Below are 19990 nucleotides of genomic sequence, written 5' to 3' on the forward strand. Positions count from 1 at the left end.
GGCGGCGGGCCGTCGGTCGCGGTGTCTTCAGTGGATCGGCCGAGCGGTGGATCGGTTGAGCGGAAGCGCGAGGGGCGTGGACAGCCGTCGAAGCGCTTCGATGTTGCTGCGAGGTTAAGTGAACACCTGGGGGCGCACAAGGGTCGATCCCAAGTTTCCTCAGATGCCAGGAGGGCCTCGTAGTTCGCTCCGCGCCTCGCCTTGCCGGAGACATACCGGCCCTGTTTCGGACCGGCACCTTGACACCCCGCTCCGGCGCATTGAGCATCGAAGCGCTTCGAAAGCGTCAGCCGCTCCATGCGCAAGGGGAATCGCTCGTGACCGTTGACTCGCCGTCCGCACCGCCTTTCCGCGATCCTCGTCTGCCGTTCGCGAAGCGCGTCGACGACCTGCTGGGGCGGCTCACCCTGGACGAGAAGATCTCCTTCCTGCACCAGTTCGCGCCCGCCGTGGAGCGCCTCGGCGTCGCCGCCTGGCGCACCGGCCAGGAGGCGCTGCACGGGGTGGCGTGGATGGGCCCGGCGACCGTGTTCCCGCAGGCCGTCGGCCTCGGCGCGACCTGGAACCCGGAGCTGGTCCGGCGGATCGGCGAGGCCGTGGGCAGGGAGGCCCGCGCGATGCGCGCCCGGGACGACCGCGTCGGCCTGAACGTCTGGTCGCCCACGGTCAACCTGCTGCGCCACCCGCTGTGGGGCCGCAACGAGGAGGGTTACGCCGAGGACCCGAAGCTGACCAGCGCCATCGCCACGGCGTACACCCGGGGCCTGCGCGGCGACCACCCCCTGTACTGGCGTACCGCGCCCGTGCTCAAGCACTGGCTGGCGCACAACAACGAGACGGACCGGGCCACTTCGTCGGCCTCCGTGCGCCCGCGGGTGCTGCACGAGTACGACCTGCGCGCCTTCCGGGAGACGGTCCGGGCGGGCGCGGTGGCCGGGGTGATGCCCGCCTACAACCTGGTCAACGGCCGCCCCAACCACGTCTCCCCGTATCTGCGCGAGCATCTGCGCACCTGGACCGACGAGGAGCTGCTGGTCTGCTCGGACGCGGGCGCGCCGTCCAACCTGGTCGACGCCGAGCACTACTTCGACACCCACGAGGAGGCCACCGCGGCGGCCCTGCTGGCCGGCGTGGACAGCTTCACCGACCACGGCACGGACGGCTCGCCGATCACCGCGCGGGTCAAGGGGGCCTTGGCGCGGGGCCTGTTGACGGAGGCGGACATCGACGCCGCCGTGCGCCGCCAGCTCTCCGTACGGTTCCGGCTCGGCGAGTTCGACCCGGACCGGGACCCGCACGCGACCACCGGCGCGTTCGACACCCCGGAGCACCGGGCGCTCGCCCAGGAGGCCGCCGAGCAGGCGATCGTGCTGCTGAAGAACGACGGCGACCTGCTGCCGCTGGCCCCGGACACCCGGATCGCGGTCGTCGGCCCGCTCGCCGACGAGTGCAAGCTCGACTGGTACAGCGGCAGCTTCCTGCGCCGGTCCACCCCGCTGGAGGGCCTGTACGAGCGGTTCGGGGCGCGGCGAGTGGAGTTCGCGGAGGGCGTGGACCGCGTCCGGCTGCGGACGGCGTCCGGCGCGTTCCTGGCGGTGCCGGCGGCGGACGCCCCGGACCGGGCGCGCGGTGCCGAGGGCGCGCTGGACCCGGCGCTGCTGTCCGGGCGCACCGATCTGCCGCCGCTCACCACCGACGCCACCGGCAGCGAGTTCGCGCTGGTCGACTGGGGCGAGGGGGTGCTGACCCTGCGCGCCCCCGACGGCCGCTACCTCTCGGTCGCCGAGGACGGCTTCGTGCGCGCCTCCGCCGACCAGCCCGGCGGCTGGGTCGTGCGGGAGACGTTCCGCCTGGAACCACACGCCGGTGGTCACCTCCTCCAGCACCTCGGTACGGGCCGCCGGGTACGGGTCGCCGCCGACGGGGTGAAGGTTGCCGAGGAGGGCGATGTCTTCGAGGTCGTCACGGTCGAGCGGGGCGAGGAGGCCGTGGCCCGGGCGGCGGCCGGGGCGGACGTCGTCGTGGTGGTGGCGGGCAACGACCCGCACATCAACGGCCGGGAGACCGAGGACCGTACGACCCTGCTGCTGCCGGAGCACCAGCGGCGGCTGCTGGACGCGGCCCGCGCCGCCAACCCGCGCACGGTGCTGGCGCTGGTGTCGGCGTACCCGTACGCGGTGGACACGGCCCGGCTGCCGGCCGTGCTCTGGACGGCGCACGGCGGGCAGGCGGCGGGCACGGCCCTGGCCCGGGTGCTGGCCGGCGACGTCTGTCCGGCCGGGCGGCTGCCCCAGACCTGGTACGCGGCCGACGCCGACCTGCCCGGCCTGCTCGACTACGACGTGATCGGCAGCCGCCAGACCTACCTGTACTTCGAGGGCACCCCGCTCTTCCCCTTCGGCCACGGCCTGTCGTACGCCTCCTTCGCCTACACCGGCCCGGCCGCCCGCGTGACGGCGGACTCGGTGCTCGTGGAGTGCGCGGTCACCAACACCGGGGACCGGGCGGCGGACGAGGTGGTCCAGCTCTACGGCCGGGCGGTCCAGCCGTCGGTGCCGCGCCCGCGCCGCGAGCTGCTGGCGCACCGCAGGATCACCCTCGCCCCCGGCGAGACGGCCGCCGTCTCCTTCGAAATCCCGCTCGGCGCACTGGAGTTCTGGGACGTCCGGCGGGGCGCGTGGCGGCTGGAGGAGGGCCCGTACGAGCTGCTGCTGGGCGCGTCCAGCGAGGACGTGCGGCTGCGGACGACCGTGCGCCTCGACGGCGAGCCGCCGGCCCCGCGCGCGGTGCGCGAACACGGCCTGGCCGCCGCGGACTTCGACGAGCAGTCCGGCGCGGCGATCGTGGACCGCACGAAGACGGCGGGCGACGCGGTGACCCCGGCACACGGCACGACGGCCGAACTGGTCTACGCATCCTGCGACTTCGGCACCGGCATACGCGAGGTGACCGTGCGGGTGGCGGGCGAGGGCACGGTGGAGATCTCCCTGGACGGCGGCCCGGCCCTGGCGGCGCTCACCCTGGACTCCCCCACGGCGGGCCCGTACGCCTACACCACCCTCTCGACCGCCCTCACCGCCGAGGGCGTCCACGACGTCCGCCTCGGACTGCGCGGCCCCGTCCGGCTCGCGCACGTCGGCTTCTCCGGTTGAGGGTCCGGAGAAGCCCGGCACCAGGAAGGGGCCCGGCACCGGAAGGCAGCGGCACCGGGCCCCTTCGGATCGGCGGTCCACCACCAGGCTAGCTGAAAACGGTTCCCATTAACAGGGTCTGGTGCCCCGCACATGCGAACGGCCGCAGCCCCCGCACAGTGGGCTGCGGCCGTTCTGTTCCTGACCTGTCCGTGGCAGGTCAGAGCGCGAGACCGGTGAGGACCAGTACGCGCTCGTAGGTGTAGTCCTCCATCGCGTACCGGACGCCCTCGCGGCCCACGCCGGACTGCTTGGCGCCGCCGTACGGCATCTGGTCGGCGCGGTAGGACGGGACGTCGCCGATCACCACACCGCCGACCTCGAGGGTGCGGTGGGAGCGGAAGGCGACCTGGAGGTCGTGGGTGAACACGCCCGCCTGGAGGCCGAACTTGGAGTCGTTGACCGCGGCGAACGCCTCCTCCTCGCCGTCCACCTTGCGCACGGTGAGGACGGGGCCGAAGACCTCCTCGCAGGCGATCGTGACGTCCGCCGGGACGTCGGCGAGGACGGTGGGCGCGTAGGTGGCGCCGTCCCGCTCGCCGCCGGTGAGCAGGGTGGCGCCGGCCGCGACCGCCTCGTCCACCCAGGACTCCACGCGCTTGGCGGCGTCCTCGCTGACCAGCGGGCCGACATCGGTCTTGGGGTCGGACGGGTCGCCGGTGACCTGGGCCTCGACGGCGGCGACGATGCGCGGCAGCAGCCGGTCGTACACCGACGCGTCGGCGATCACCCGCTGCACCGAGATGCAGGACTGGCCGCCCTGGTAGTTGGAGAAGGTCGCGATGCGGGTCGCGGCCCAGTCCAGGTCGGCGTCGGAGGCGTAGTCGCCGAGGACGACCGCGGCGCCGTTGCCGCCCAGCTCCAGGGTGCAGTGCTTGCGCGGCACCGAGTCCATGATCGCGTAGCCGACCTTGTCGGACCCGGTGAAGGAGATGACCGGCAGGCGCTCGTCCTGGACCAGGGCGGGCATGCGGTCGTTCGGGACCGGCAGGATCGACCAGGAGCCGGCCGGCAGCTCGGTCTCGGCGAGCAGGTCACCGAGGATCAGGCCGGACAGCGGGGTGGCCGGGGCCGGCTTCAGGATGATCGGGGCGCCGGCGGCGATGGCCGGGGCGACCTTGTGGGCGCACAGGTTCAGCGGGAAGTTGAACGGCGCGATGCCGAGCACGACGCCCTTGGGGAAGCGGCGGGTGAGCCCGAGCCGGCCCTGGCCGCCGGCGTCCGTGTCCAGCCGCTGGGCCTCGCCGCCGTTGAACCGGCGGGCCTCCTCGGCGGCGAACCGGAACACCGAGACCGCGCGGCCGACCTCGCCCCGGGCCCACTTGATCGGCTTGCCGTTCTCGGCGGAGATCAGCTGGGCGATCTCCTCGGTGCGCTCGGCCAGCCGCTTGCTGACGTGGTCCAGGGCGGCGGCGCGTACGTGCGCCGGGGTGGCGGCGAACTCGTCCCGTACGGCGTACGCGGCGGCCACGGCCTCCTCGACCTGGGCCTCGCTCGGCACGCTGACCGAGCCGACGAGCCGGCCGTCCCACGGGGAGGTGACGTCGAAGCTGTCCTCGCCGGTGACCTGGCGGCCGGCGAGCCAGAAGGCATGGGTGGAAGTCATGTACGAGTCCCGGCCCTTCCGCGTTGGGGGTGTGCTTGGCTTGCGTGGTCCACGGTAGGGCGGGGGCGGCCGGGGGTCGTTTGTCCGAGTCGTAGCAGTCGCTGCGGGGGGTGCGCCGGTTTGGCGAGGTAATCGGCGCGGGGCGGCGGCCGGAAGGACAGGCACCGGTGCGGTGACCGCAGCCGGAGGGACAAGGGGCCCTCGGTCACTCCGTCGTCGTCGCCTTCAGCGCCAGCCACAGCTCCATGCGGACGTCGGGATCGTCCAGGCTGCGCCCGAGGATCTCCTCGACCCGCCGCATCCGGTACCGCAGGGTGTGCCGGTGGACGCCCAGGTCGGCCGCGGCGGCGTCCCACTGGCCGTGCCGGGACAGCCACGCCCGCAGCGAGGCGACCAGGTCCCCCCGCCCGGTGGCGTCGTGCTCGTGCAGCGCCCGCAGCAGCCCGTCGGCGAACGCCTTCACCGCGTCGTCGGCCAGCAGCGGCAGCACCGACCCGGCCGCCAGCTGCTCGTGCTCCACGAACACCCGGCCCCGCCGCCGCGCCACCGACAGCGCCTGTTCGGCCTGCTTGTACGCCGCCGAGGCCGCGGTGGGCCCGGTGGGCGCGGACAGGCCCACGACCAGGCCGTCCTCGTCCGCCCGCCCCTGCTCGGGCCGCGCCCGCTCGGCCTCGCGCGCGGCGGCGTGGGCGGTGCACGCGGCCACCGCCGCGCCCTCGTCGGCGGCCAGCACCACCAGCCGCTCCCCCTCGGGCACCACCAGCACGGCCTCCCCGGCCCGGGCCGCGGCGGACTCCACGGTCTCCGCGAGCTCGCCCAGGTGTTCGCCGGCCGGGCCGGACGCGGACTCGGCGACGATCATCCGGAACGGTGCGTCCAGCAGCGCGCCGTACAGGTCGCCGGCGACGGCCCGGGCGTGGTCCGGCTCCCCGGCGAGCAGCATGCGCAGCACCGCCGCGCCCACGCGCTGCTCGGCCGCGTGCAGGGAGCGGGAGCGTTCGGTGGTGAGGGTGAGCAGGGCGATGGCGGAGTGGACGGCGTACCGTTCGGCGGTGCCGAGGGCGGCGGCGGTGCCGACGGCGAGCGCGGCGCGGGGGCGGCGGCCGGTGCCGAGGCTGTGCAGCTCCACCCGGTCCTCGTGGTCCGGTCCGCCGACCACGGAGGAGGCGGGGGCGGGGCGTTCGCGCAGCCGCTCCACCTCGGCGGTGAGCCGGGCGGCGCGCCGGCCGGCCCACTCCGGGGCGGCGGCGACGACGGCGCCCGAGGCGTCGTAGAGCGCCGCCCAGCCGTCGACCTGGGCGGCGAGCGCGCCGAGGACGCCCTCGGGGCCGGCGCCGAGGGCCTGCTTGGTCAGCTCCCGCTGGGCGGCGAAGCCGGCCGTGACGGCGCGGTACTGGTCGGCGGCGATGGCCGCGGAGACGGCCTTGCTGATGGCGAGGAACGGGGTGCGGCGGGGCACCTCCAGCAGCGGCAGGCCCTCCTGCGCGCAGGCGTCGACGAGGGGTTCGGGCGTCTCGTCGTAGTTCACGCCGACGGCGAACCCGAGCCCGACGACACCGGCGCCGACCAGCCGGCGCACGTACCGCCGCATGGCCTCCCGGTCCTCCGCGTCCAGCTTGAGCGCGGTGATCAGCAGCAGCTCGCCGCCCTCCATGTAGGGCACGGGGTCGGCCAGCTCGCTGACGTGCGCCCAGCGGACGGGCACGTCGAGGTGGTCCTCGCCCGCGCGCACGGTCAGCTTCAGCGCGGAGTGGTTGACGAGCGAGGCGAGAGTCGGGGGCATGGGGCCTTCACGGTGAGGGATCCGGTGATCTTTTGGCCGCGGTGTATGAACGGCCCACCCCGATTCTGCCTCACCGTACGACCGCTCACCCCCGCAGATCGACCAGCAGCGGCGGCGCGTGCTCGCCGCGCACGGTGGTCAACGACAACACCGCGTGCCCCGGCGGCACCCCATGAGCCAACTCGGACGCGGACCACCGCTCACGCTCCACTTGACGGACGGTGACGGCCTCCGTCGTCACCGCCTTGCCGGTCACCAGCTTGCGCAGGGCATGGATCGCGCGGGTCATGGGCTGGTCCGCGAAGACGGTGTGCTGGGCCACGTCGCGCGTCTCCACCCACTGGGTGCCCCAGGCCTCCGCGAACCGGCTGCCGTCCCAGGTGGTGACTCCGGAGAAGGCCATGCGGCAGCCGACGGCCGCGTACAGCGGTCCGTGCAGCGCCTCGGGCACGTCCCCGACGGTACGCAGGGCGAGCACCACGCCGGCGTTGCGCGAGCGCAGGCGCTGGATGCGGCGGACCGACTCGGCCGTCACGGCACCGGTCGCGTCGTCCAGCACCAGGCAGGCGAAGTGACTCCGTTCGCCCGCCATCGCCACGGCACCGAACTGTGCCAGCAGCAACCGCGTGATCAGCCGGGCGGCCTCGTCGTATCCGCGGTCGGGTAGGTCGATCCGTACCCGCAGCGGATGGTGGGCGACGGCACGGAGCGAGAACGGCCGGGCTTGCCCCCGGTCGGCGCCGAAGAACGCGGCGAACGCCGGCCGGTCCAGCACGGCCAGGCGGTCGGCCAGAACCGGGCCGGGATCGCCGGCGCCGCCGGACTGCCGGGCGCGCGCGTCGAGCTCGCGGCGCATCAGGGAGTGCTCGTCCCCCGCGAGCGCGGCGCGCAGCGCGGCCAGGACCGACGGATCGCCTTCCAGCAGCTCCCGGAGCTGCGGCAGCGTCGGGAAGCGTCCGTACGCCGCCCGGTAGGGGCCGAGGAGCTGGGCCAGGGCGGTGACGGACCGCTGCCCGCTGACCACGTCCAGGTCGCCGGCCAGCCCCTCCGCCAGGAAGGCCGCCGCCTCGTCCGGGTCGTCGGAGTCCGCGTAGGGGTCGAGGTCGTACACGGACGCGGGGTCTCCGAGGCGTACGACGACGTCGTAGGCGGAGTCGGGACCGAGCGGCGTGCCGGCCGCGCAGACGGCGACGACCGAGCACTGCCCGGCGAGGGCCTGCAGGCCGAGCGACTCCACGACGGGCCCGATCAAATGACGGGTCTTGCCGGAGCCGGAGGGCCCCACCGCCAGCAGCGAGGTGCCGAGGGTGTCGGGTCCGAGCGCCGCTCCGGCTCCCCCGTAGGCGCTCGGGGTACGTTCTCCGGCGGCCCACTGCCCGATGCGGACCTGGCCGGTCAGCAGATCGTGGCGGGCGGACCGGCCCGGCAGGTCGCGGGCGCCGGAGGGATGGGTCCAGGCGGCGGCGCCGTCGCGGAGCACCGCCTCGGTGAAGGGGGAGAGTCGCGCGCGGGCCCGGGCCGCGGTCCACATGTGGCCGACCCTCGCGCAGTCCACGTCGTTCATCCGGCCCGCGTGCACCTCTGTGGTGAGCACGTCCGCGGCCTGGTGCTGACCGGCTTCCCGCAGCTCGGGCCAGTGGGACGGCCGCCGCTCCACACGGGGCTCGGCGCTCTGGACGCCCTTGGCACGAGTACGGGCCGCGATCAGCTCTTTCGCGAGGGCCCACCAGCCGCCGATCCGGGCGAACGGCCACAGCACCAGCGCGGTGATGAGCGCGTACAGCGCGTCCGTGAACAGCACCGACGCGAACACCTTGTAGCCGCCGGTGATCAGGACGATGAGGGAGAACAGCGGATGCTGAACGGGCAGCGGGTCCCAGCCGAGTCCGAAGGCGCCGGGGAAGACGAAGGCCAGCGCGATGAGCGCGCCCAACGCCGCGATCCAAGCGCGCGCGGGCTGTGGGCGGCGGGTGACGACGTGCCGGATGACGTCGGACCAGCTGCCCAGGCGCGCCATGGCGAAGACGATGAGGGCGAAGGCCACGCCGTCGGCGACCGTGATCGCCTCGACTCCCTGGTAGCTCTTCGGTGACGTGGTCCCTGCCCACCACCAGTCGTCCGGGGTGAAGAACTTCAGGACGGCCCACTGATAGGGGATGCTGCCGTGCCGCCACAGTGACCACAGGAAGAGCCCTGCCGCCAGGGGAACGAAGAAGCCGACGATGGTGACGGGGGCCAGGCGCTGCTCTTGGCTCGTGGCCTTGGGTCGCCGGTAGCCGTAGCGCCAGACGCCGGGCCCGACCGCGGGGCGCGGCTCGTCGAGCCAGTCGGCGACGGGTGAGCGGGGCGGCGCGGCGGGCGGGGCGTAGGGGGGAGGGCTGTCCGCCCCGGGCACGTGCGGAGCCCGCGCCGGACGCGGCGGCACGGCGGAGCCTCGGTACGACGACGGCGTGCCCGGCGGTGCCGCAGGCGCGTCCCGGGGCCCCGTCGGGTGCGGTACCGGTGTCGCAGGCGTTTCGCGTGCGTCCCGTGTGCCGTCGGTGTCCATCGACCCTGCCCCCTGACCAGCCGTTCCGTCCGCCATCAGCGAGCCAATCTAACGCCCCGGCAAGGGGAGTTCACCGCTTACACGGCCGAAGCGGGCCACAGCGGTCCGGGCGGGCTATGTCCACCGCGGACAAGGGGACGCGTCGACAACGCCCACATGGAGCATGCCCACCCCTCGGAACCGGTCTTAGCCTGCGAGAAAAGAAGGTATGCGTCCGTAAACGCACCGCCCGGAACCACCCGGACCGCCCGGTACGCAAGATCATCAGGGAGCCCCCATGACCGCACTTCCGCAGGAGCGCCGCGTCGTCACCGCCATCCCCGGCCCGAAGTCGCAGGAGCTTCAGGCCCGCCGTACCGCCGTGGTCGCCCAGGGTGTGGGTTCCACGCTGCCGGTCTTCGTCACCCGCGCCGGCGGCGGTGTCATCGAGGACGTGGACGGCAACAGCCTCATCGACTTCGGCTCCGGTATCGCCGTGACCTCCGTCGGCGCCTCCGCCGAGGCCGTGGTGCGCCGCGCGAGCGCCCAGCTCGCCGACTTCACCCACACCTGTTTCATGGTCACCCCCTACGAGGGTTACGTGGCGGTCGCGGAGGCCCTCGCCGAGCTGACCCCGGGCGACCACGCCAAGAAGTCCGCGCTGTTCAACTCCGGCGCCGAGGCCGTCGAGAACGCCGTCAAGATCGCGCGTGCGTACACCAAGCGGCAGGCCGTCGTCGTGTTCGACCACGGCTACCACGGCCGGACCAACCTGACCATGGCGCTGACCGCGAAGAACATGCCGTACAAGCACGGCTTCGGTCCGTTCGCCCCCGAGGTCTACCGCGTGCCGGTGGCGTACGGCTACCGCTGGCCGACCGGCCCGGAGAACGCCGGTCCGGAGGCCGCCAAGCAGGCCATCGAGCAGATCACCAAGCAGGTCGGCCCGGACAACGTCGCCGCGATCATCATCGAGCCGGTACTGGGCGAGGGCGGCTTCATCGAGCCCGCCAAGGGCTTCCTGCCCGCGATCCGCCAGTTCGCCGCCGACAACGGCATCGTCTTCGTCGCCGACGAGATCCAGAGCGGTTTCTGCCGGACCGGCCAGTGGTTCGCGTGCGAGGACGAGGGCATCGTCCCGGACCTGATCACGACCGCCAAGGGCATCGCCGGCGGTCTGCCGCTCGCCGCCGTGACCGGGCGCGCGGAGATCATGGACGCCGCGCACGCCGGCGGCCTCGGCGGCACCTACGGCGGCAACCCCGTCGCCTGCGCCGGTGCGCTCGGCGCCATCGAGACGATGAAGGAGCTGGACCTCAACGGCAAGGCCAAGCGCATCGAGGAGGTCATGAAGGCCCGCCTCACCGCCATGGCCGAGAAGTTCGACATCATCGGCGACGTGCGCGGCCGCGGCGCGATGATCGCCATCGAGCTGGTCAAGGACCGGACCACCAAGGAGCCGAACCCGGAGGCCACCGCCGCGCTCGCCAAGGCCTGCCACGCCGAGGGCCTGCTGGTCCTGACCTGTGGCACCTACGGCAACGTGCTGCGTTTCCTGCCCCCGCTGGTCATCGGCGAGGACCTGCTGAACGAGGGTCTCGACATCATCGAGCAGGGCTTCGCGCGCATCTGACCCGCGCGTCCGACCACGCGTCCGACCGCGCGTCGGACCGTGTGCCGGGCCGAGAGGTCCGTACCTGCGGAAGCGGCTGCGGCAGGCCGTGTGAAGAACGTGTGCGGGGTGGATGAGAGGAAGAGATTCCTGCTGACCAACCGCCCTGGCCTGCCGTAAGTTCTCTCCCGATGAGAGATACACCCCGCCCACGGGGAACCGTGGACGGATCCGGGCCGAGGCCTCCCCAGCTTCGATCCGGTCGTGCCCTCGCGCACACATCCGGCGCCTCACGGCTCCGGGATCTCCTCACCGATCGGACGGTCGCCGCCCCAAACCCCCCGGGGCGCGCGGCATCCCGGTCCGGACGGCCGCCTCGGAACCATCCCCCCTGTTCCGGGGCGGCCGACCTCCTTCCTCCCCGGCCGGCCGCGACCTGACAAGCTGGGCCCATGCTGCTCCTGGTCCTCCCGGTGGTCCTCCTCGCCCTGTTCACCTGGCAGGTCGTCACCGACGGGCCGCTGCTGCGGCCGGACGCCGAGCTGAGCCGGGCCCTGGTCCACCCGGACGGGTTCTCCCAGTTCCTCTCCGACCTCGGCAACGTCCAGGTCGCCGTGCCGGTGCTGGCCCTCGCCCTCGCCGGGGCCCTGTGGCTCGGCCGGGTCCGGGGAGCCCCCCGCTGGTGGCTGCCGCCGCTGACCGCCGCCGTGCTGATGGCGCTGGTCCCGGCGGTCGTCGTACCGCTGAAGGAGTGGACCGACCGGCCGGGGACACCGGTGGTGCCCCCGGCGACGGGCTACTTCCCGTCCGGTCACACCGCGACGGCGGTGGTGGCCTACGGCTCGGCGGCCCTGCTCCTGCTCCCCTGGCTCCGCTCCCCCGCCGCCCGCCGCGCGCTGGCGGCCGGCTGCGGGGTCCTGGTCCTCGGGGTGTCCTACGGCCTGGTCCGGCACGGCTACCACTGGCCGCTGGACGTGCTGGCCGGCTGGTGCCTGGGCACCGTGCCGCTGGCCGCCCTCGCCCGCGTGGTCAGCCGAAGTACGCGTCGAAGTTCTTCTGGAACTCCCAGTTCGCGTACCGGTCCCAGTTCACCGACCAGGTCATCAGGCCGCGCAGGGCGGGCCAGGTCCCGTGGGTGGCGTACGAGCCGCAGTTCGTCTTCTTCGTGAGGCAGTCCAGGGCCTTGTTGACCTCGGCCGGGGAGACGTGGCCGTTGCCCGCGTTCGTGGACGCCGGCATGCCGATGGCGACCTGGTCGGGGCGCAGCGGCGGGAAGACGTTGTTCTGGTCGCCGGCGACCGGGAAGCCGGTCAGGAGCATGTCGGTCATGGCGATGTGGAAGTCGGCTCCGCCCATGGAGTGGTACTGGTTGTCCAGGCCCATGATCGGGCCCGAGTTGTAGTCCTGGACGTGCAGCAGGGTCAGGTCGTCGCGCAGGGCGTGGATCACCGGGAGGTAGGCGCCGCAGCGCGGGTCCTGGCCGCCCCACTTGCCGGAGCCGTAGAACTGGTAGCCGTTCTGCACGAAGAACGTCTCGGGCGCCATCGTGAGGACGAACTTGGCGCCGTACTTGGCCTTCAGGGTCTTCAGCGCCGAGATCAGGTTGACGATCACCGGGGTGGTCGGGTTCTTGAAGTCCGTGTCGCCCGCGTTCAGCGACAGCGAGTGGCCCTCGAAGTCGATGTCGAGGCCGTCCAGGCCGTAGGTGTCGATGATGTTCGAGACCGAGGAGACGAAGGTGTCGCGGGCCGCGGCCGTGGTCAGCTGGACCTGGCCGTTCTGCCCGCCGATGGAGATCAGCACCTTCTTGCCGGCCGCCTGCTTGGCCTTGATGGCCGCCTTGAACTCGGCGTCGCTCTCCACGTTCGGGCACTCGGTGACCGGGCAGCGGTTGAAGCGGATGTCCCCGGAGGTGACCGAGGTGGGCTCGCCGAAGGCCAGGTCGATGACGTCCCAGCTGTCGGGGACGTCGGCGAGCCGGGTGTAGCCGGCGCCGTTGGCGAAGCTGGCGTGCAGATAGCCGACCAGAGCGTGCGCGGGCAGCTGGGAGGAACCTCCGCCGCCGTCGCCCGCGCTGGTCGTGGCGGTGACGACCGCGGACTTCGCTGACTCGCCCGCCTCGTTGACCGCGGCGACCTGGAAGCCGTACGCCGTCGCGGCGGCGAGTCCGGATACGGTCGCCGAAGTGCCGGTCGCCGTCTGGACCTTGACGCCGTCGCGGTAGACCGCGTAGCTCGTCGCGCCGGTCACCGCCGACCAGGAAAGGCCGACGGAGGAGGAGGTCACGGTGGTGGTCTTCAGGCCGGCCGGGGCGGCGGGCGGCTGGGTGGTGCCGCTGCCGCCGGGGCCGACGAGGGTGATGTCGTCGGCCTGGTAGGCGCCGGTGCCGTACCAGCCGTGGGTGTGGATCGTGACCTTGGTGGTGGCGGCCCCGGTGCGGAAGGTGGTGCTCAGCTTCTGCCAGTCGGGGGCGGACTGGGTCCAGGTGGAGACGTCGGTGGTGCCGGTGCCGCTCGCGCCGAGGTAGACGTAGGAGCCGCGGACGTATCCGGACAGGGTGTACTGAGCATTGGGCTGGACGGTCACCGTCTGCGAGCACTGGGCTCTGTCGCCGCCGGCCGGGGTGGCCTGGAGCGCGGAACTTCCGCTGTGCACGGGTGAGTTCACCGTCGTACCGGCGGTGCAGGTCCAGCCGGTCAGGCCGGACTCGAAGCCGCCGTTGACGGCGACGTCCGCGTCGGCCGCACGGGCGGCCGACGAGAGCGCGGTGACACCGGGCACGGCCAGGCTTGCCGCCGTGAGCGCGGCGAGGACGGTTCTGCGACGTCTGGTGCGTTCCACAGGGGCCTCCGGGGCCGGGGGAGTTGGAGGAGCGGAGCGCACACAATTTGGTCCAGACCAATCCTGCTGTCAAGGTGTCCGGTCGTTACCGGTGCGCATCACCGCGCCGGGCCCGCTCCGCCGCCGCCTCGTGCATCGCCAGTTCCAGCAGCGCCGGATCGGTCAGCGTGCCCGAGCCGTCCGGCGGCACCAGCCAGCGCACGCCCCGGGTCACCCGCCCCGGATACGGCACGACGATCCAGGTGCCGGCCCCGGCGGTGCGGACGCCGGTGCCGACCCAGCGGGCCGCGGTGCCCGCGGGCACCAGGAACCCGAGCCGGCTGTCACCGAAGCCGGCGAGCACCGGGCCGGGCCGGTCGAGCAGGCGGGTGAGCACGTCCAGGGTCGGGTGGCCGAGGTCACCCGGCAGGATCAGGACGTCCCAGGCCCGGCCGGCGGGCAGCAGGGCGACCCCCAGGGGGTTGCGCTCCCACTCGCGGCGACATGCCTCGGGGTCCGGTGCGACGGATGCCAGCCATGCGACGGCCGTCTTCGCCCCAGTCATCGAAAAAGCCTCCCTCTCGGTCATGGACGCGGATGCGTCGTGAGGTGAGAGGGAGGCAGCCCCGGAGCATTACGCGGGTTCACGAGGTCCGTCGGGTGAGGTGGGTCACCTCGGCCGCCGGTTCGCCTCAGCTGTCGGTCGCTTCAGCCGTCGGTCGCTTCGGCCGTCGGTCGCCTCAGCTCGCGGTCGCTTCAGCCGTCGGTCGCCTCAGCTGTCGAAGCCCAGTCCCAGCCGGTCCATCGTCCGCAGCCACAGGTTCCGCCGGCCGCCGTGGGCGTCGGCGCGGGCCAGGGACCACTTGGTGAGGGCGATACCGGTCCAGGCGAACGGCTCCGGCGGGAACGGCAGCGGCTTCCTGCGGACCATCTCCAGCTCGGTCCGCTCGGTGCGCTCCCCGTCCAGCAGGTCCAGCATCACGTCCGCGCCGAACCGGGTGGCGCCGACCCCGAGGCCCGTGTAGCCGGCCGCGTAGGCCACCCGGCCCTGGTGGGCGGTGCCGAAGAACGCGGAGAACCGGGAGCAGGTGTCGATCGCGCCGCCCCAGGCGTGGGTGAAGCGGACGCCCTCCAGCTGCGGGAAGCAGGTGAAGAAGTGGCCGGCGAGCTTGGCGTACGTCTCGGGCCGGTCGTCGTACTCGGCGCGCACCCGGCCGCCGTAGGGGTAGATCGCGTCGTAGCCGCCCCACAGCACGCGGTTGTCGGCGGAGAGCCGGAAGTAGTGGAACTGGTTCGCCGAATCCCCCAGTCCCTGCCTGTTGTGCCAGCCGATGGACGCGAGTTGGTCGGCGGTCAGCGGCTCGGTCATCAGCGCGTAGTCGTAGACCGGGACGGTGTACGACCGCACGCGCCGGACGAGGTTGGGGAAGATGTTGGTGCCGAGCGCGACCTTGCGGGCGCGGACGGCGCCGTAGGGGGTGCGTACGGCCATCCCGGCGCCGTAGGGCTTCAGGGTGAGGGCGGGCGTGTGCTCGTACACCCGCACCCCGAGCCTGAGGCAGGCGCGCTTCAGGCCCCAGGCGAGCTTGGCCGGGTGCAGCATGGCCACGCCCCGGCGGTCCCACAGGCCCGCCTGGAAGGTGGGCGAGTCCACCTCGGCGCGCACGGCATCGGCGTCCAGGAAGTCGATGCCGTCGGCGAGGCCCTTCTCCTGAAGTTCCCGGTGCCAGTCCTTCAGCTCCCACGCCTGGTAGGTCTCGGTGGCCACGTCGATCTCGCCGGTGCGTTCGAAGTCGCAGTCGATGCCGTGCCGGGCGACCGCGGCCTCGATCTCGTCGAGGTTGCGCCGGCCCAGCTCCTCCAGCTTGTGGATCTCGTCGGGCCAGCGGGTGAGGCCGTTGGGCAGGCCGTGCGTGAGGGAGGCGGCGCAGAAGCCGCCGTTGCGGCCGGAGGCGGCCCAGCCCACCTCGCGGCCTTCCAGCAGGACGACATCGCGTCCGGGGTCGCGCTCCTTGGCGTTCAGCGCCGTCCACAGCCCGCTGTACCCGCCGCCGACCACCAGCAGGTCGCAGGTCTCGGCGGCGGTGAGGGCGGGCTCGGCGGCCGGCTTGCCGGGGTCTTCCAGCCAGTACGGGACCGGCTGGGCTTCGGAGAGAGAGGCGATCCAGTTGTCTTTCCCACGGCTCATGGCGCTTGGGGCCATGATTTCAACTCCCTACAGAGGATTCCCGGCAAGGCCCGTGAACGGCCTATGCCTTCTGCTTGTTCCGGCGGTTTCCGAGGACCATCGCGACCAGGACGAACAGGACGGCGAGGAGGAACATCGCGGTGCCGATCACATTGATCTGCACGGGCGTTCCGCGCTGCGCCGAGCCCCATACGAACATCGGGAAGGTGACCGTCGAGCCGGCGTTGAAATTGGTGATGATGAAATCGTCGAAGGAGAGCGCGAACGACAGCAGCGCGCCCGCCGCGATTCCGGGTGCCGCGATGGGCAGGGTGACCCGCCAGAAGGTCTGCACGGGACCGGCGTACAGGTCCCGGGCGGCCTCCTCCAGACGCGGGTCCATCGACATCACGCGCGCCTTGACCGCGGTGACGACGAAACTCAGGCAGAACATGATGTGGGCGATCAGGATCGTCCAGAAGCCGAGCTGGGCGCCCATGTTGAGGAACAGGGTGAGCAGCGAGGCGGCCATGACCACCTCGGGCATCGCCATCGGCAGGAAGATCAGCGAGTTGACGGCGCCGCGCGCGCGGAAGCGGTAGCGGACCAGCGCGAAGGAGATCATCGTGCCGAGGACCGTGGCGCCGACCGTCGCGCAGGCGGCGATCCGCAGGCTGAGCGAGAGCGAGCCGCACATGTCGGCGACCCCGCACGGGTCCTTCCACGCGTCCGCGGAGAAGCGCTGCCATTCGTAATTGAAGCGCCCCTTCGGTTTGTTGAAGGAGAACACCGTGACGACGACGTTCGGCAGCAGCAGATAGGCGAGCGTCAGCAGACCGGCGATGACGACCAGATGCCGCTTGAGCCAGTTCAGGAAGGGCATTTAGACCAGGTCCTCCGTCCCCGACCGGCGGATGTAGAGGGTGACCATGGCCAGGATGGCGGCCATGAGGATGAAGGAGAGCGCGGCGGCCGTCGGATAGTCCAGGACGCGCAGGAACTGCGTCTGGATGACATTGCCGATCATCCGGGTGTCGGTGGAGCCGAGGAGTTCGGCGTTGACGTAGTCGCCGGCGGCCGGGATGAAGGTCAGCAGCGTCCCGGAGACCACGCCCGGCATGGACAGCGGGAAGGTGACCTTGCGGAAGGTGGTCCAGGGCCGGGCGTACAGGTCGCCGGCCGCCTCGTGCAGCCGCCCGTCGATCCGCTCCAGCGAGGTGTACAGCGGCAGGATCATGAACGGCAGGAAGTTGTACGTCAGTCCGCACACCACGGCCAGCGGGGTGGCCAGCACCCGGTCGCCGGCCGTCCAGCCGAGCCAGTCGGTGAGGTCCAGGAGGTGCAGCGTGTTCAGGGTGTGCACGACCGGGCCGTTGTCGGCGAGGATCGTCTTCCAGGCCAGGGTGCGGATCAGGAAGCTGGTGAAGAACGGCGCGATCACCAGGATCATGATCAGGTTGCGCCAGCGGCCGGCCCGGAAGGCGATGAGGTACGCCAGCGGGTAGCCGAGCAGCAGGCACAGCACGGTCGCGGCGGCGGCGTAGCAGACGGAGCGCAGGAACTGCGGCCAGTACGCGCTCAGCGCGTCCCAGTAGGTCGCGAAGTGCCAGGTGACCTTGTAGCCCTGCTCCAGGGAGCCCTGCTGCACGGACGTGGAGGCCTGGTAGACCATCGGCAGCGCGAAGAAGACGACCAGCCACAGCATGCCGGGCAGCAGCAGCCAGTACGGGGTGAACCGACCGCGCCGGCGCGGGGGCTTCTCCTCGGGCGGGGCGGGGCTGAGCGGCGGGGGCGCCTCGGTGAGCGTGGACATCAGGCGGCGACCTCTTCCTCGGTGCCCGCGTCGATGGCCTGGGCCGCGTCCAGGGCGAAGGTGTGGGCCGGGCTCCAGTGCAGGACCACGTCGGCGCCGGGCACCAGCCGGCCGTCGCGCTCGACGTTCTGCACGTACACCGACAGACCGGCGCAGACCGGGCTGTCGACGACGTACTGCGTGGAGACGCCGATGAAGCTGGCGTCGGCGATCTTCCCGGTGAGGCGGTTACGGCCGGCCGGGATCTCCCCCGCGTCGTCGGCGTGCGTGAGCGAGATCTTCTCCGGGCGGATGCCGACCAGCACCTTGCCGCCGGCCGTCGTCGGGGCCGTGCACCGGGCGCCGGGCAGCACCAGCTTGGCGTCGCCCGCCTTGAGCACGAGGTCGTCGCCGCCGCGGGTGTCCACCTCGGCCTCGATCAGGTTGGAGGTGCCGAGGAAGTTCGCGACGAAGGTGGTCCGCGGGTTCTCGTACAGGTCGGCCGGCGCGCCGAGCTGCTCGACCCGGCCGCCGTTCATCACGGCGACCGTGTCGGCCATGGTCATGGCCTCCTCCTGGTCGTGTGTGACGTGGACGAAGGTGATGCCGACCTCGGTCTGGATGCGCTTGAGCTCCAGCTGCATCTGGCGGCGCAGCTTCAGGTCGAGGGCGCCCAGCGGCTCGTCCAGCAGCAGCACCTTGGGGTGGTTGATCAGGGCGCGGGCCACGGCGACCCGCTGCTGCTGGCCGCCGGAGAGCTGGTGCGGCTTCTTGCGCGCCTGCTCGCCGAGCTGGACCAGCTCCAGCATGTCCTCGACCTGCTTCTTGACGCTCTTGATGCCCCGCCGGCGCAGACCGAAGGCGACGTTCTCGAAGATGTCGAGGTGCGGGAAGAGGGCGTAGGACTGGAAGACCGTGTTGACCGGCCGCTTGTACGGCGGCAGGTGGGTGACGTCCTGCTCACCGAGCCGGACCGTGCCCGTGGTGGGCTCCTCCAGGCCGGCGATCATGCGCAGGGTGGTGGTCTTGCCGCAGCCGGAGGCGCCGAGGAGGGCGAAGAAGGAGCCCTCGGGCACGGTCAGGTCCAGCGGGTGCACGGCGGTGAAGGAGCCGTAGGTCTTGGAGATTCCGGAGAGGCGGACGTCGCCGCTGTTGTCTGGTGTCGTCTTCATCGTCGTCACGCCCCTGTGAGCTTCGCGAACTTTCCTTCGTAGGCCGTCTCTTCCTTCTGGCTCAGGGAGCGGAAGGCATGGGACTTCGCCTGCATGGCCTGGTCGGGGACGATCAGCGGATTGTCCGCCGCGTCCCGGTCGATCTTCGCAAGGTAGGGCTTCACCCCGTCGACCGGTGTCACGTAGTTGATGTACGCGGCGAGCGCGGCGGCCTGCGCGGGCTCGTAGTAGAAGTCGATCAGCCGTTCGGCGTTCGTCTTGTGGCGGGCCTTGTTGGGGATGCACAGGTTGTCGGTCGACGTCACATAGCCGCTGTCGGGGATGACGAAGTCGATGTCCGGGTTGTCCGCCTTGAGCTGAACGACGTCACCCGCCCAGGCGATACAGGCGGCGAAGTCGCCCTTGGACAGGTCGGAGGTGTAGTCGTTGCCGGTGAAGCGGCGGATCTGGCCCTTGTCGACGGCCCTTTGCAGGCGGGCGATCGCCGCGTCGTAGTCGTCGTCGGTGAACCGCGCCGGGTCCTTGCCCATGTCGAGCAGGGTCATGCCCACGCTGTCGCGCATCTCCGACAGGAAGCCGACGCGTCCCTTGAGCCTCGGGTTGTCCAGCAGGTCGGAGACCGAGCGCACCTCGATGCCGTCCAGCGCCTTCCTGTTGAAGGCGATGACGGTGGAGATGCCCTGCCAGGGGTAGGAGTACGCCCGCCCGGGGTCCCAGTCCGGGTCGCGGAACTGGGCCGAGAGGTTGGTGTAGGCGTGCGGCAGGTTGGACGGGTCCAGTTTCTGGACCCAGCCGAGGCGGATCATCCGGGCGGCCAGCCAGTCGGTGAGGACGATGATGTCCCGGCCGGTGTCCCGCCCGGCGGCGAGCTGGGGCTTGATCTTGCCGAAGAACTCGTTGTTGTCGTTGATGTCCTCGGTGTAGTCGACGCTGATCCCGGTCCGCCTGCGGAAGGTCTCCAGGGTGGGGTGGTGCTTGCCGCTGTCGTCGACGTCGAGGTACTCGGTCCAGTTCGAGAAGTTGACCACCTTCTCCGTGGCCGAGTGGTCCTGGGCGGAGGTGCCGCCCTGGCTCCTGCCCGCCGCGGGGATTCCGCAGGCGGCGAGCGTCCCGAGGCCGCCGGCCGCGAGCGCGCCGCCGGTGGCGGCCCGCAGCAGCGACCGGCGGGCCAGGACGGCCCCGCCGCCGCGCGGCCCGCGCCGCGGGGCGGCCGCTCGGGGCGGGGTCGGGCGTTCGGGCTCGTACTGCTCCATGCGCGTGGTGCCCTTCCGGGAGGGATCGGCCTGGTCAGTGGCCTGGTCGGTCTCTAGGTCCTGTCGT

The 19990-nt window shown here is 72.2% G+C and carries 12 protein-coding genes and 1 pseudogene; 3 read left to right on the forward strand and 10 right to left on the reverse strand.

Annotation, left to right across the window (positions count from 1 at the left end):
* Positions 1 to 317: 317 nt before the first annotated feature.
* Positions 318 to 3152 carry a glycoside hydrolase family 3 C-terminal domain-containing protein gene (locus tag ACSURM_RS10845; protein ID WP_436954800.1) on the forward strand — a complete coding sequence of 945 codons (2835 nt, stop codon included), beginning with the start codon at positions 318 to 320 and terminating at the stop codon, positions 3150 to 3152.
* Between the two features lie 199 nt (positions 3153 to 3351).
* On the opposite strand, the gene ACSURM_RS10850 is transcribed toward ACSURM_RS10845, so the two are convergent.
* From ACSURM_RS10850 to ACSURM_RS10860, 3 genes are all read right to left on the reverse strand, one after another.
* Positions 3352 to 4797, reverse strand: a complete 1446-nt coding sequence (locus tag ACSURM_RS10850) for an aldehyde dehydrogenase family protein (RefSeq protein WP_436954801.1) — start codon at positions 4795 to 4797, stop codon at positions 3352 to 3354.
* Between the two features lie 205 nt (positions 4798 to 5002).
* On the reverse strand, positions 5003 to 6580 hold the full coding sequence (locus ACSURM_RS10855; protein ID WP_436954802.1) for a PucR family transcriptional regulator: 1578 nt from the start codon (positions 6578 to 6580) through the stop codon (positions 5003 to 5005).
* Positions 6581 to 6665: 85 nt separating this feature from the next.
* Positions 6666 to 9128, reverse strand: coding sequence for an ATP/GTP-binding protein (locus ACSURM_RS10860; protein WP_436954803.1), 2463 nt, complete (start codon positions 9126 to 9128; stop codon positions 6666 to 6668).
* Between the two features lie 277 nt (positions 9129 to 9405).
* Between ACSURM_RS10860 and gabT the strand changes: the two genes are divergently transcribed.
* Positions 9406 to 10740 (forward strand): 4-aminobutyrate--2-oxoglutarate transaminase, encoded by a 1335-nt coding sequence (gabT, locus tag ACSURM_RS10865; RefSeq protein ID WP_436954804.1) that lies wholly within the window; start codon positions 9406 to 9408, stop codon positions 10738 to 10740.
* 431 nt (positions 10741 to 11171) lie between these two features.
* Positions 11172 to 11807: pseudogene (locus tag ACSURM_RS10870) on the forward strand (phosphatase PAP2 family protein); the annotation flags it as partial.
* Here ACSURM_RS10870 and ACSURM_RS10875 read toward each other — a convergent pair.
* The 7 genes from ACSURM_RS10875 to ACSURM_RS10905 all read right to left on the reverse strand — a co-directional run bounded on the left by ACSURM_RS10875 (position 11749) and on the right by ACSURM_RS10905 (position 19923).
* Positions 11749 to 13560: a chitinase gene (locus ACSURM_RS10875; protein ID WP_436954805.1), complete on the reverse strand. Its 1812-nt coding sequence runs from the start codon at positions 13558 to 13560 to the stop codon at positions 11749 to 11751. The pseudogene ACSURM_RS10870 and the gene ACSURM_RS10875 sit on opposite strands and share 59 nt — an antisense overlap.
* A gap of 85 nt (positions 13561 to 13645) precedes the next feature.
* Positions 13646 to 14104: a hypothetical protein gene (locus ACSURM_RS10880; RefSeq protein ID WP_436954806.1), complete on the reverse strand. Its 459-nt coding sequence runs from the start codon at positions 14102 to 14104 to the stop codon at positions 13646 to 13648.
* Positions 14105 to 14311: 207 nt separating this feature from the next.
* Positions 14312 to 15742 carry an NAD(P)/FAD-dependent oxidoreductase gene (locus ACSURM_RS10885; protein WP_436954808.1) on the reverse strand — a complete coding sequence of 477 codons (1431 nt, stop codon included), beginning with the start codon at positions 15740 to 15742 and terminating at the stop codon, positions 14312 to 14314.
* A gap of 46 nt (positions 15743 to 15788) precedes the next feature.
* Entirely contained in the window at positions 15789 to 16589 is an 801-nt protein-coding gene (locus ACSURM_RS10890; RefSeq protein ID WP_436954809.1) for an ABC transporter permease, read from the reverse strand.
* Positions 16590 to 17519, reverse strand: coding sequence for an ABC transporter permease (locus tag ACSURM_RS10895; RefSeq protein WP_436954810.1), 930 nt, complete (start codon positions 17517 to 17519; stop codon positions 16590 to 16592).
* The gene (locus ACSURM_RS10900; protein WP_436954811.1) at positions 17519 to 18679 is read right to left on the reverse strand and encodes an ABC transporter ATP-binding protein; all 1161 of its coding nucleotides are present in this window, start codon (positions 18677 to 18679) and stop codon (positions 17519 to 17521) included. Before ACSURM_RS10900 ends, ACSURM_RS10895 begins: the two co-directional genes overlap by 1 nt.
* Positions 18676 to 19923 carry a polyamine ABC transporter substrate-binding protein gene (locus ACSURM_RS10905; protein ID WP_436954812.1) on the reverse strand — a complete coding sequence of 416 codons (1248 nt, stop codon included), beginning with the start codon at positions 19921 to 19923 and terminating at the stop codon, positions 18676 to 18678. The genes ACSURM_RS10900 and ACSURM_RS10905 overlap by 4 nt, the downstream gene beginning before the upstream one ends.
* Between the last annotated feature and the right edge of the window lie 67 nt (positions 19924 to 19990).

Source organism: Streptomyces sp. SudanB182_2057, from assembly GCF_964272715.1.
Lineage (GTDB): Bacteria > Actinomycetota > Actinomycetes > Streptomycetales > Streptomycetaceae > Streptomyces > Streptomyces rubradiris.